Below are 12,424 nucleotides of genomic sequence, written 5' to 3'. Positions count from 1 at the left end.
CCATCGCAGGGCTGTTCCTGCATTCGTCATGGATGATCATCCGGGATGCGCGGAGTGATCTGTCAGAAACCGAGTGATCTGGCGGAAAAGCTGACGTGCGAACCGGAAACCGACATTCGCCCCTGCGCAGCGAGTCCGGAACTTTGGGCTCTTCAGTAGCATTCGCTGCGCGAACCACGAGTGGCCGGTTGGAGAAACAGCGCCTTTCGCTGCGCGACCCACGAACTGGTAAGTTGCGGACCAAGCTGCCTTTCAATCCCTTCGCACGAATGTCTGCTGTCGGAGTGGAGCATTGATCATCGCTCTGAACCACACACAGGCAGTTTACTAGACGCCTTCATCTCTTTGAGTGACAGGTTCGAGCGAATGCTAGTCACACCGGGAAGACGCCGCAGCGTGCTGTCGACGAAGGCGCTGTAGTCGTCCAGATCGCGCGCGACCACGATCAGCAGGAAATCGTCCTCGCCGGTGGTGTTATGGCAGGCGAGGATATTGGGCGTGACCTCGATAATACGTTGGAACTCGGCGGTCGCGGCCTGATTGTGCTCTGAACAGCTCAGCTGAACGAAGGCCATGACGCCGAGCCCGAGCTTTCGGCGATTGAGGTGGGCTTGGTAGCCCTCGATGATGCCCGTCTCTTCCAGTTTCTTGAGCCGTCGCCAGCAGGGGGTTTCGCTCATGTTCAGGTGCTCAGCCAGTTTGGCGTTGGTCATGCGCCCGTCGCTTTGAAGCAGTTCGAGAATCTGTGCGTTGACTGTGTCGATGCTGGACAAGGGAAGAGTTTCCTCAATAACCCCTCATGTTGAGGGTTTTCTCCTCAAAAATATTACAAAAAAAGGCAGAATGGCAAGGTAATTTCGTCGCCATATGATAGCTTCCACTCAACCAGTCCATACAATCGAAAGATCTTGCCATGAAAGCTGTCCTGTTCGAAAAATTCCAAGAAGCCCCCAAGGTCGTAAACGTGGCGGACCCGTCACCGGAACCGCATGGTGTCGTCCTGAAGGTCGAGGCCACCGGTGTGTGCCGCAGCGACTGGCACGGTTGGATGGGTCACGACAGTGATATCGAGCTTCCTCACATCCCCGGCCACGAACTGGCCGGTGTGGTCGAGGCGGTTGGCAAGGACGTGAAAAACTGGAAGGTGGGCGATCGGGTCACGGTGCCGTTCATCTGCGGTTGCGGATCGTGCAGCGAATGCCATGCGGGCCACCAGCAAGTCTGTCTGCATCAGGAACAGCCGGGCTTCACCCATTGGGGCAGCTTTGCGGAATATGTGCCGATCCATCAGGCTGACCTGAACGTGGTCGCCTTACCCGAGACGATGGATTTTGCCACCGCCGCAAGCTTGGGTTGCCGGTTCGCCACCTCGTTTCGGGCCGTGATCGACCAAGGCAAAGTCAGCTCGGGCCAATGGGTCGCCGTGCATGGCTGCGGTGGCGTTGGTCTGTCCGCTGTGATGATCGCCGGCGCGGCAGGGGCGAATGTGATCGGGGTGGACCTCGATCCGGCGAAACTGGCTCTGGCCAAGGAGCTTGGCGCTGTCGCAGCCATTGACGGCAAGGGCGACGTGGTCGAGGCGATTAAGGAGATCACCAAGGGCGGTGCGCATGTCTCGCTGGACGCGCTTGGCCATCCTGCCACAATGACCAACTCGATCCTCTGCCTGCGGCCACGGGGCAAGCACATCCAGGTCGGTCTGATGCTGGGTGATCACGCTGCCCCAGCCGTGCCAATGCCCAAGATCGTCGGTCAAGAGATAGAATTGCTCGGCTCCCACGGGATGCAGGCCCATCGCTATGGAGCAATGCTCGATATGGTCGAAAGCGGCAAGCTGAACCCGGCCCGGCTGGTCGGCGACAAGATCAGCATCGACGCTGCCCCAGAGGCGCTGATGAACATGGACAAGTTCCAGTCTGTCGGCGCAACCGTCATCACGAGTTTCTGAGCCATGGACAAGATTACATTCATCGGCGGCGGCAACATGGCGTCGGCCATCATCGGAGGGCTGATCTCCAGCGGCTGGACGCCCTCACGGATCACGGTTGTCGATCCGAATGCCGATCAGAGGGATCGACTGGCAAGTGAGCACGGCGTCCACACAACGGACGATGTGGCCAGCGCCGCTGCCGCTGACATCATCGTGCTGGCTGTCAAACCTCAGGTCATTGCTGCTGTGGCCAAACAGATGGATGCAGACCTGTCTGGCAAGCTGATCCTCAGCATTGCCGCCGGGGTAACGATTGCATCGCTGGAAGGCATCTTTGGACCGGTGGCCATCGCTCGCACAATGCCCAACACGCCAGCCCTGCTTGGTCTGGGGGCGACGGGGCTTTACGTCAACGAGTGCGCGTCCGAAGCACAGCGTGTAGCGGCGAAAGGCATCATCGCGGCTTTCGGCATTTGTGTTGCTGTGGAACGCGAAGACCTTTTGGATGCTGTCACGGCAGTTTCAGGCAGTGGCCCGGCCTATTACTTCCTGATGATCGAAGAAATGATCAGGGCCGGAACCGCTTTGGGCCTGTCCCCGGAGGATGCCAGCGCGCTGACCCTGCAAACGGCGCTTGGCGCTGCCACCATGGCCAACAAGGGAGATGCGCCAGAGGTGCTCAGAGCCCGCGTTACGTCACCAAACGGGACAACCCATGCGGCCATTGTCTCGATGCAGGAGAACGGCTTTGGGGACGTGATCGCAAAGGCAATGACAGCCTGCCGCGACCGGGCCGTCGAACTGGGGAAGGCATAGCAATGATCATTCGATGGTGGCGCGCCGTGGCTGGATCTCAGGCCGTTCTTGACCAATACGCGGATCATTTGGAACGGACGGCATTCCGGGAAATGGCTGAATTGCTCGGTCATCTTGGCGCGTCTCTTGCCGTCAAAGTGAATGGAACCGATTACGAACTGGTCGTGACCAGCCTTTGGTCTGACCTTGCCTCAGTGGGGCATTTTGAACAGGGGGCATTCGACGATGCCGTAGTGAAGCCGAGCACCCAGAAGCTTCTGAAATCCTTTGACTTGAAGGTTGAATACTTCGAGACGCTGGTAACAACAGGTATATTGGACAAGGGCTGACGCAAGATGTTTGAACAGGTTGAGGACTATCCCGTCGACCCCATCATGATCGGGGCCGACTATTTTGCAGCCGATCCCCGCAAGGACAAACTCAACCTGACGGTGGGAATCTATCAGGACGAACACGGCCAAACGCCTGTCCTCGAAGCCGTAAAGCTGGCCGAACAAAAGCTGGTCGAGACTCAGACCAGCAAATCCTACCTCGCCCTGACAGGGGACGCCGACTATTGCGGCATGCTGGGGCACGAGATCATGGGCGATGCCTTTGACAATGGCTGGGTGTCCGCACAGACCGCCGGTGGAGCTGTGGCCCTGCGGGTCATGGCGGACCTATTGGCGCAGATGCCCAAACCGCTCACCGTCTGGCTGCAAACACCGACCTATGGCAACTACATCCCGATCCTGACCGCGGCCCATGCACGGTTCGCGCAGGTGCCGTATTACGACCGGCTGAAGGCTCAGATCACCTTTGACCAAATGCTGGACGGGCTGAAAGCCGCCCAAGCGGGCGATGTCTTTCTCATGCAGGGGGTCTGCCACAACCCGACCGGCGCGGACATGACCGTCGAGCAGTTCGACGCGTTGCTCGATCTTCTTGAGGCACGCGGGATCGTCCCTTGGATCGACCTTGCCTATCTGGGCTTCGCCCAAAGCTGGGACGCCGATTGCGCCATGGCCCGCAAAATCGCCGGGCGGTTCCCCGAGTGCATCGTCTGCATCACCCTTTCCAAATCCTTCGGGATTTACCGCGACCGGGCGGGGGCGCTGTTTGTGAAGACACGGGCCGGCGACAGAGACCGTATGCACCGCGCCTTATCCGCAATCGTCCGCTCAGGCGCGTCCCACGCGCCGGATCATGGTCCATCAGTGGTACGCACGATCTTGCAAGACGACAGCATCAAGAGGCTTTGGCTGGACGATCTGGACCGGATGCGCGCGCGCGTAGCAGGGGTTCGCCAACAGATTGTCGAAACTGAACGCACACTTCTTGGCACCAATCAGCTTGCCTATATAGGGAAGCAATCCGGCATGTTCTCACTGTTGCCTTTGACCGATGCACAAGAGACAGCCCTGACGCGAGATCATGGCATTCATGTCGTGAAAGGCGGGCGCGTGAACGTTGCTCGATTGGGAGCGGATGACATCACGAAGCTGATCATAGCGATCTCAGACGTAACGTCCGCCAAGTAACGTTTGGCTTGCAGCAATAACGGTCAGCCGAAATAAATCTGGCCCGTCAACAAGGCAAAGCAGACGCTCGCACGAGCTGCAGCATCAGTCACTCTGGGCTCACACCCGCCGTTCGCCGCGCGTATCATCAACGGCAGCTCAGGCCAAAACCTCACCCCCACCGAACGCCCCATTAATTAATTTTCCGTGACCAAAACCCCGTTTCAGCCAGTGCACGCTTTGTGCACGGGTTGTGCACGCTTTTCACCCCCCTGTTTCTGGCGATTTGGCCAAAGTTTAACGGGCGGTTTCGCAGCCTTAAGCACTCTGAAAACAAAAAATGCCGTTCCCCGTCAGCGCTTCGCCGTTGCCCAAGGGTGCGCAGCCGCTGCGCACCCTCTTCTCGCACAGGGCCTAGGCCGCCGCTGTCGCCTCGATCTCAAAGAGCAAACCCGGAAGAGCCAAACGCGTCACCCCCAGAAGCGTCATCGGCGGTGCGCAGTTTAGCGGCCCGAAACGCATGCCCAGCAGGTCGAAGTTCTTCAACGCCTCGTCCACATCCGTGGCATAGACCCCAAGCCGGATAACATCTCCAAGCGACATATCCGCTCCGGCCAGCACGGCCTCAAGGTTGTCCAGCGCCAAAGCAATCTGCGCGCGCATGTCGTTCGGATGCTGGGGCTTGCCCTGCCCGTCTACAGCCGTCTGGCCAGCACAAATAAGCTGCCGCCGCGGCCCTTCAATGACTTCTGCCTGATTGTATCCCAGCTTCAAGGACCAGTCCCACGGATTTACGGCTCTGCGTTGCATCTTTGATTTTCCTTTGTTGATTTCGATAAGAAAGCCCTATTGCCAATAAGTGCCAAATTTTGTCACCATATGTGCTAGAGTGGCAAAATGAATATCAGACAGAGACATGACGCCATCGTGCGCAGCCTTCGGCGCAACGGCACATCAACCGTCGCGGAGCTCGCCGAAGAGGTCGGCACCTCCAGACGCACGCTCCTGCGCGACATCGCCGCCTTGCGTGACGAAGGCTTTGTCATCCATTCCGAAAGCGGGCGCGGCGGTGGCGTGCAGCTTGACCCCCAGTCCATGCAAACAACCGCCCGCCTCTCTGTGGCCGAAGTCTTCGCGCTGCTGATCAGCGTGGCCGCCGTGCGCGCCGCCCAGAACCTGCCCTTCTCCGATCTCGCAGATGCAGGCCTCGCCAAGATCGAGCGCGCCCTGCCGTCTGACAAAGTGCGCGATCTGCGCCGCTTCCTCGCCTGCCTGCACATCGGCCAACTCTCGCCCAAACAGGACCTGTCTGACCTGGGCACAATCGACCCCGCCCTGCTGCCCGCTTTTGAAAAAGCCTTTCTGGCGCGCCAGCACCTCCGCTTTGAGTATCGGGATGCCAAAGGCGCGCGCAGCCTGCGCAATGTCGAGCCGCAGGCCATGCTCATCTTGCAACCGCTCTGGTATCTTGTCGCATGGGATCCGGCGCGCGAAGATTTCCGGCACTTCCGCATGGATCGCATCACAGGCCCTGAGCTTGTCAGCGGCCCGCCCTTCCGGCGCAGGCATGTGCCCTTTGAAAAAGATGTTTGTCCCTACAACGACCTGCCGCGCTGACCCCCAAAACCGCGCCACCCTCAGGCGCGCACACATCACGCTCAACATCAGAGGCTTTCGCAATGAAGGAGCGGCCGCCCCACAAGCATGCCCGGCACTCAAGACTGCGTTCCGCGCAAAGGGCAAACCGCAGAAACCACGAATTCGCTGCGTCCGCACCAAAGGCCCGCGGTGCGGTACTTTGTGAGCTTTCGCTGCGTTTGTGCCAATGGTTGCTTTAGCAGGCGTCGTCGACTCAGGGACCTACGCTGAGCGGCTTATGTCCAGTGCGTCCAGAATAGCCCTGCCAAGCTCTTCGACTGACACGTCTTCCGGCAAGACCGTATCTTCTTGGCCGCGAATACCCTCCCAATGGCCATGTCCGCGATAGCGCGTTGGCTTGATTGCGATCTTGCCGTCCCGCAATGTTAACGAAACATGGCCCGCACCGTTAAACAGCGCTTTCAAAGTCTTGACACCAGCGCGCGCCTTGTCTGCTTCCTCCCACGCCTTGAATTCTTCCTTTGTCGGAATCCGGATGACGTCGTCCCACTCTGGATGTTTTGGCGTGATGAACCGGCTGGCCAAAAGGGCGGCCCGCGCGTGGCCAGCGATTTCGAGCGCAGTTAGGTCTGGCGGTAGATACTCATGATATCCCTTGGGGTCCAAATGCGCGCTACCATACACCGCTTGTGAGGCGATTTCCGTGAATTTGCGATAGCTCGTAACAAAGGCACTTTTGCGTTCTTTGGGAGGCTTGGAGCGCTTTTTTCGCTCCGCCGCTTCAGCACGCCGTTTCGCAATCCATTCTTCTGTGGTCAGGACTTTTTTCATCGGATACGGCTCACTTCTACGTCGATCCCCAAACTCTCAGCGTAGTCTATCGCACGTTGAATTTGAGTAAACTGTTCCGGGGTGGTTCCGTCGGGCACGGCAAGTTCCAGGCGTTTGATGTCGATTTCGTCCGCGCTGATTTCAATGCCCTTCTTGTTGTCGTACTCGAAGTGGTCAATTTGGTCGATGTAACGCTTCAAAGCACCAAAAATACGACTGGGCCGGTCCACATATCCCGGCGCGCGGGTTTCGAGCGTCTTTGCGCTTGTGGCAAGGCCTCGATCTTCGTCGAAGAAATCGAACGTCTTGAAGTTGTCGGGCGTGCGCTCTCCCAAACCGCCCAATCGTTCCAGGTGATCCTACCACGGTCCACCCTGCTCCCTGATCGGCCCGCCCCAGGTGAGGCCGGAGTTTTCGATGACGTCCCAGTCAGGATCAGAGGGCAAGCGGCGCGCCTCTGCCGCCTCATGCAGAAGCGCGTCGCGCATGTCGTCCGCGTCCTGCGCGTCACAGCTCGGCCCGCGCCGCCGCAACGCACCAAAGCAACGAAGAGGCCGTCAACAAGAACGGAGTCTCGCCGGTCTGAAAGCCGCTCAGCAAAGGTTCACCCGAAGAAGCTCTTGGTTGAACGAGATTTGTAAAGATCAGCTCGCGTGACAGGCGCCACCCGGAAAATGTGTAGACAGGCCGACCCAAGTTTTTCCCGGATGGGAAAGGGTAAGAGTTCTGGCTTGTCGTTCCCCTGACTAGGCGGCCCCGTTTATGTCTGCGGCCAGTTCCTCCAGACTCTTTTTTGTGATCTGGATGATTTCTCGCACGTCATTCGCGCCCACTATCAATGGCGGACAAAATGCCATCGCGTCTGTCATATTACGTGAGATGAGGCCGTTGCGCAGCATGATTGCGTTCATTTGGGCGCCGAGTTTTCCAGGGGCAAAATCGCCTGATTTACCCTCTGGGGCGATCAATTCAAGTGCGCCTATGAGGCCAATGCCACGTGCCTCTCCAACGAGAGGGTGGGACGTCAGGTCGGTCAATCCAGCTTGCAATTCTGCACCGCGTTCGGCGGCATTGGCCACAAGATCGCGCTCTTCGATAATCTTGATGTTTTCCAGCGCTACGGCTGCGCCGACGGGGTGGCCACCGCCCGTATAGCCATGCCCCAGAACACCGATGCGCCCGCTTTCGTCGGCGATTGGCTGATAGACCCGATCGTTGATCATGAAAGCCGAAAAGGGGAAATAGCTGGAGGTGATCTGCTTGGACATGGTGAGAATGTCGGGCTTTATGTCAAAGGTTGTAGAGCCAAACATGTTGCCCGTGCGGCCAAAACCGCAAATCACTTCATCTGCGATAAGAAGGATATCGTATTTCGCCAGAACCGCTTGGATTTTCTCCCAGTAGGTCGCCGGAGGAACAACAACACCGCCCGCGCCCATGACAGGCTCGGCGATGAATGCGGCTACAGTTTCGGGGCCCTCTGATTGGATCATATCATCAAGATCTTGGGCACAGCGTGACGCAAAAGCTTCTTCGCTTTCGCCGTCCTGACCTTCGCGCCAGTAGTGCGGGCAAGTGGTGTGCAAGATGCCCTCCATCGGCAGATCGAAGGACTTGTGGTTATAGGGCAGACCCGTCATCGACGCGGCTGCGACTGTCACGCCGTGATAGCCGCGCAGGCGCGAGATGATCTTCTTTTTCTCGGGCTTGCCGAGCGCGTTCGAGCGATACCAGACCATCTTGACGATCGTATCGTTCGCCTCGGAGCCCGAGTTGGTATAGAAAACCTTGCTCATTGGCACGGGGGCTATTTCGATCAGCTTTTCAGCAAGATCAATCGCCGGACCATGCGAGCGGTGCGAGAAGTTGTGGTAGTAAGGCAGCTTTTGCATTTGCCGGCTGGCGACATCCACAAGGCGTTGTTCGTTGAACCCGACTGCCACGCTCCAAAGGCCGGACATGCCCTCGATATAGCGGTTGCCGTTTGAGTCGGTGACGTGGATTCCCTCGCCTGATTCAATGATCAGCGGACCAATTTTTTCATGCGCTTCGGCATTGGTATAGCTGTGAAAATGATAAGCGATATCACGGGCTTCGTCTGAATTTGGTCGCACATCCATGGCAGGCATCACTTCTTGTAAGTTGGCGTTTTTCACGCGGCAGGGGGCCGCGATTTGCCCTCAGTGCTATCGCCGCTTTCTTGCTTTTAGCAAGCAGTTTTGTTCCGAGCATCCTGTCTGCGGGCCAGCGAGGCCGCCCATTTGAAGCAGAAACGCCCGCCGGGATTTCGGTCGTGGTTTGAGGACACTTCCATCCTGTGATTCTGTTTGGATGCTTCGTTTTTTTGAAGCGCAGCGGCCGTGAATCTTGGGGAAAATGCGGCCCAATCCCGCTCAGGTTGTTGCCTTCGCAGCTTTCCGTTTCACAAAACCAAGACCCGATTTGGCGGTGTTCTCGCGCTGCAAATGGTTGGTAAAAATATGTTTTAGTTAGATATTTAGGATTTTCCAGGGCCTTTCTGGGCCCGATGAAAGAATCGCAAGTGCGCGAATTGACACGTGACACAAGAGTTTGTGCGTTTTTTGCCAAAGTGGTTGGCCGGAACGGTGCTACGATCATTTTAACACATGAGACAGTTGTGTTTTCGCCATTTGTGTTTTGGGGACGTTAGATGAATCAGAAGGACAAAACTGCAAACAAGCTCATGACTGCCACCCAGTGGCAGGCGGCTGTCTCAGATACGTTCTTTCCCCTAGGGACCACGATGGCGGATGACCAGTCCTTTTCAGGTGATCTCAATACTTGGAACCTCGGTATCGTCGGTCTGTCGCAGATGCGTTGCGATGGCATTCTCTACAAAAGGCACAAGCGGCACTTTCTGGACGAAGTTGAAAGCAGTCTGCTGATTACCATTCCAAGATTGGGGACGGTCGGCTTTGACCAGAATGCCCGCCAGGCGAAATGTTCACCGGGCGAGTTTCTGGTAGAACGGGGCGATTTGCCCTACGAGTTCTGGCATGAACAGACGAACGAGCTGTTGGTGCTGAAGGTGTCTTCCGAAAGCGTGCGGGCCCGCATCGGCCCAACAGACCGTTTGGGCGCGCTGAGTTTTGATGGCACAGCCGGCGTGGCCAGTTATTTTCTGGATACCGTCAAGACAACGGCGCTGCACGTCGATTTGCTTGATGAGCAGGCGCGCGCGGCCGCTGGCAAGCACATCCTTGATCTGCTGTGCCTCTCAATCCGCAAAGATGACCGTGTGCTGGACAGCGAAACCTCGACAATCCGCGCAGCACATCTGCACCGCGCAGAACAGTTTATCCGCAACAACCTCTTCAATGAGAATCTCTCCTCAAGTCTTGTGGCAGAGGCCTGCAATGTGTCGCAGCGCTATCTGCAACAACTGTTCTCGGAGTCGGGCAGGTCGGTTTCCGGGTTCATCCGCGAAAAGCGTCTGGTGCGCGCGCGCGAGGACCTGAGCGTCGTAGGGCCCATCACAATTGCCGAGATAGCCCATCGGTGGGGGTTTTCGGATCAATCCCAGTTTAACAAAGCCTATCGTGCGCAGTTCGGCTGCACACCGACCGAAACGCGCAAAGCCGCGCAGCAAGGCCAGAAGACGGCCCCTCCGTAACCCTTAGCTAAAACCGAAAACCCCCAAGTAGGGTCGGCTTTCGCCGGCGCCTTCCTGATGCCCTGTTGTCTTTTGAAGGATGTAGACATGAAGAACACAAGAGTTGCCGTAGATGTGGGTGGGACGTTTACCGACGTCGTCATTATGGACGAAACAACGGGTGCGATCCGCATCGAAAAGACGTCATCGACACCGGATGACCCGATGGTTGCCATTCTCAACGGGATTGATCAGGGCGGCATCGACCTCAGCGAGGTGTCGATGTTTTCGCACGGGACAACCGTGGCAACAAACGCGCTGATCACACGTAATTTGGCGCGCTCTGCGATGATCTGCACCGAAGGGTTCCGCGACGTGGTCGAAATCCGCCGGGCCAACAAGGAGGATCTGTGGGACACCTACAAAGATGTGGCCAAGCCCTACATCCCGCGTCGGGACCGTCTGACCGTCCGTGAATGCGTCGACGTGAACGGCACGGTTCTGGAAAAGCTGGACGAAAAAGAAGCGCTGCGCATCGCGCATGTTTTGAAGAAGCGCAAAGTCGCCTCTGTTGCTGTCTGCTTTATGAACTCTTACACCAATGGGGCCAATGAAGAGCGGATGCGAGACATTCTGCTGAGTGTGATGCCGGATGTGCCGGTGTCGATCTCTTCACAGGTCCTGCCGGAGATTTTTGAGCACGAGCGTTTCTCGACAACGATGGCAAACGCGGTCGTGTCGCCTTCGGTCGTTGATTATGTAGCGCGCCTTGAGGGTAAGCTGGCTGACGGCGGCTACGAACGCGATCTGCTGTTGCTGCACACGGGCGGCGGCGTGATGACCCCGGCCAGCGTTAAAGACTTTGCCGCGCGTCTGGCAGGGTCGGGCATTGCCGCGGGCGCGATTGCCAGCCGCTTTATTGGCAACCTTTGCGGGTTTGACAATTCTATCGGTTTTGACATGGGCGGGACCAGCACGGACGTATCCTTGGTGTATGAAGGCAAGTCGCGTGTCACCAAAGACTGGTATATCGAATATGGCTATCCGATCCGGTTCCCGTCGATCGAAGTGCTGACCATTGGTGCGGGCGGCGGATCTCTGGCGTGGAAAGACGAAGGCGGGTCACTGCGCAACGGACCGCAATCTGCGGGCGCCTTCCCTGGGCCTGCCTGCTACAAGAACGGCAATGAAGTGGCCACAAACACGGACGCCAATGTTGTGCTGGGCCGCCTTGGCACATCGCTCGCGGGGGGCAAGATTACCCTTGATCCCGCCCTGGCCGAAGCGTCGGTCAGAGAGACTGTGGCCGAGCCTTTCGGAATGGAGCTGCACGAAGCCGCCGAAGCCGTGGTTGCGGTTGCAAACGCAAATATGGCCAATGCGGTGCGTTTGCTGTCGATTAGCCGAGGTTATGACCCACGGGACTTCGCGCTTGTGGCGTTTGGCGGAGCCGGGGCGTTGCATGGTGCGGCAATTGCCAAGGAGTTGTCGATCCCGACTGTCATTATCCCGCCCAATCCGGGTGTGACATCGGCTCTGGGTTGCCTGCTGGTCGATATCCAGCACGACTTCTCAGACAGCTTCATGGCTGCTGCGGCTGATACCAAGCCGGAGGATTTGGAGGCCGCCTTCGAGCGGCTGGAGGCCATGGCCGCTGATCGTTTGAAGCACGAAGGCGTAGCGCCCAAGGACATTGTCATGCAGCGCACGGTCGAGATGATGTATCAGGGCCAATGGCGTGCCTTGGCAGTATCTGCGCCGTCCAAGGTCACCGATATTGAGGCCTTGATCGACGGGTTCCACAGCGAACACCAGCGCGAATTCAACTTCCGCCGGGATGACGCACCGGTGTCGATCTTCCGTGTGGGGCTGACGGCGACGGGTATGGTTCCCAAGGCCGAGCTGCAAAAGCACGAGGTGAGGAAGAACAAGCCCAAGACCGACAAGACACGCGATGTCTGGTTTGACGGCAAGGCCCACACGGCGATGATTTTCGAGCGTGAAAACCTGACCGCCGGTGCGACCTTTGATGGCCCCGCCATTGTCGAGCAGTTCGATTCAACCACCGTAATTCCGCCGAACACGACTGCTGAAGTCGATCAATACATGAACATTCTCATCCGAGTGCAGGAGTAA

13 protein-coding genes are annotated in these 12,424 nt (G+C 57.7%); 7 read left to right on the top strand and 6 right to left on the bottom strand.

The window, feature by feature from the left end; all coding sequences use genetic code 11:
- Positions 1 to 296: 296 nt before the first annotated feature.
- Positions 297 to 773, bottom strand: a complete 477-nt coding sequence (locus ACGYLX_RS17670) for an Lrp/AsnC family transcriptional regulator (RefSeq protein ID WP_136339669.1) — start codon at positions 771 to 773, stop codon at positions 297 to 299.
- Positions 774 to 913: 140 nt separating this feature from the next.
- Between ACGYLX_RS17670 and ACGYLX_RS17665 the strand changes: the two genes are divergently transcribed.
- From ACGYLX_RS17665 to ACGYLX_RS17650, 4 genes are read left to right on the top strand one after another with little or no spacing between them, the layout of a single operon-like run.
- Entirely contained in the window at positions 914 to 1,948 is a 1,035-nt protein-coding gene (locus tag ACGYLX_RS17665; protein ID WP_136339670.1) for a zinc-dependent alcohol dehydrogenase family protein, read from the top strand.
- Positions 1,949 to 1,951: 3 nt separating this feature from the next.
- Positions 1,952 to 2,746 (top strand): pyrroline-5-carboxylate reductase, encoded by a 795-nt coding sequence (gene proC, locus ACGYLX_RS17660; RefSeq protein WP_136339671.1) that lies wholly within the window; start codon positions 1,952 to 1,954, stop codon positions 2,744 to 2,746.
- A gap of 2 nt (positions 2,747 to 2,748) precedes the next feature.
- On the top strand, positions 2,749 to 3,075 hold the full coding sequence (locus ACGYLX_RS17655; RefSeq protein ID WP_394450994.1) for a hypothetical protein: 327 nt from the start codon (positions 2,749 to 2,751) through the stop codon (positions 3,073 to 3,075).
- A 6-nt stretch (positions 3,076 to 3,081) separates the two neighbouring features.
- Positions 3,082 to 4,266 (top strand): aromatic amino acid transaminase, encoded by a 1,185-nt coding sequence (locus tag ACGYLX_RS17650; protein WP_136339673.1) that lies wholly within the window; start codon positions 3,082 to 3,084, stop codon positions 4,264 to 4,266.
- 393 nt (positions 4,267 to 4,659) lie between these two features.
- Here the strand turns inward: ACGYLX_RS17650 and ACGYLX_RS17645 are convergent, their stop codons facing one another.
- A complete protein-coding gene (locus tag ACGYLX_RS17645) occupies positions 4,660 to 5,055 on the bottom strand; it encodes a RidA family protein (RefSeq protein ID WP_007120572.1) in 396 nt (131 codons plus the stop codon).
- Between the two features lie 87 nt (positions 5,056 to 5,142).
- Between ACGYLX_RS17645 and ACGYLX_RS17640 the strand changes: the two genes are divergently transcribed.
- Positions 5,143 to 5,862 (top strand): YafY family protein, encoded by a 720-nt coding sequence (locus tag ACGYLX_RS17640; RefSeq protein ID WP_040701630.1) that lies wholly within the window; start codon positions 5,143 to 5,145, stop codon positions 5,860 to 5,862.
- Positions 5,863 to 6,105: 243 nt separating this feature from the next.
- Here ACGYLX_RS17640 and ACGYLX_RS17635 read toward each other — a convergent pair whose 3' ends face one another.
- From ACGYLX_RS17635 to ACGYLX_RS17620, 4 genes are all read right to left on the bottom strand, one after another.
- On the bottom strand, positions 6,106 to 6,675 hold the full coding sequence (locus ACGYLX_RS17635) for a contact-dependent growth inhibition system immunity protein (protein ID WP_007120574.1): 570 nt from the start codon (positions 6,673 to 6,675) through the stop codon (positions 6,106 to 6,108).
- A complete protein-coding gene (locus ACGYLX_RS17630) occupies positions 6,672 to 7,019 on the bottom strand; it encodes a hypothetical protein (protein ID WP_040701632.1) in 348 nt (115 codons plus the stop codon). The genes ACGYLX_RS17635 and ACGYLX_RS17630 overlap by 4 nt, the downstream gene beginning before the upstream one ends.
- Before the next feature lie 15 nt (positions 7,020 to 7,034).
- Complete coding sequence (locus tag ACGYLX_RS17625; protein WP_007120576.1) at positions 7,035 to 7,163, bottom strand: hypothetical protein; 129 nt, start codon at positions 7,161 to 7,163, stop codon at positions 7,035 to 7,037.
- 258 nt (positions 7,164 to 7,421) lie between these two features.
- The gene (locus ACGYLX_RS17620; RefSeq protein WP_040701702.1) at positions 7,422 to 8,795 is read right to left on the bottom strand and encodes an aspartate aminotransferase family protein; all 1,374 of its coding nucleotides are present in this window, start codon (positions 8,793 to 8,795) and stop codon (positions 7,422 to 7,424) included.
- A 551-nt stretch (positions 8,796 to 9,346) separates the two neighbouring features.
- On the opposite strand from ACGYLX_RS17620, the gene ACGYLX_RS17615 reads away from it, so the two are divergent.
- On the top strand, positions 9,347 to 10,309 hold the full coding sequence (locus tag ACGYLX_RS17615) for a helix-turn-helix domain-containing protein (protein WP_394450992.1): 963 nt from the start codon (positions 9,347 to 9,349) through the stop codon (positions 10,307 to 10,309).
- Between the two features lie 87 nt (positions 10,310 to 10,396).
- Positions 10,397 to 12,424: a hydantoinase/oxoprolinase family protein gene (locus ACGYLX_RS17610; protein ID WP_394407071.1), complete on the top strand. Its 2,028-nt coding sequence runs from the start codon at positions 10,397 to 10,399 to the stop codon at positions 12,422 to 12,424.

Source organism: Sulfitobacter sp. 1A13496, from assembly GCF_043557225.1.
Taxonomy (GTDB): domain Bacteria; phylum Pseudomonadota; class Alphaproteobacteria; order Rhodobacterales; family Rhodobacteraceae; genus Sulfitobacter; species Sulfitobacter faviae.
The sequence above is the reverse complement of the archived record's forward strand: the minus strand, read 5'-3'. Positions and strand labels throughout refer to the sequence as shown.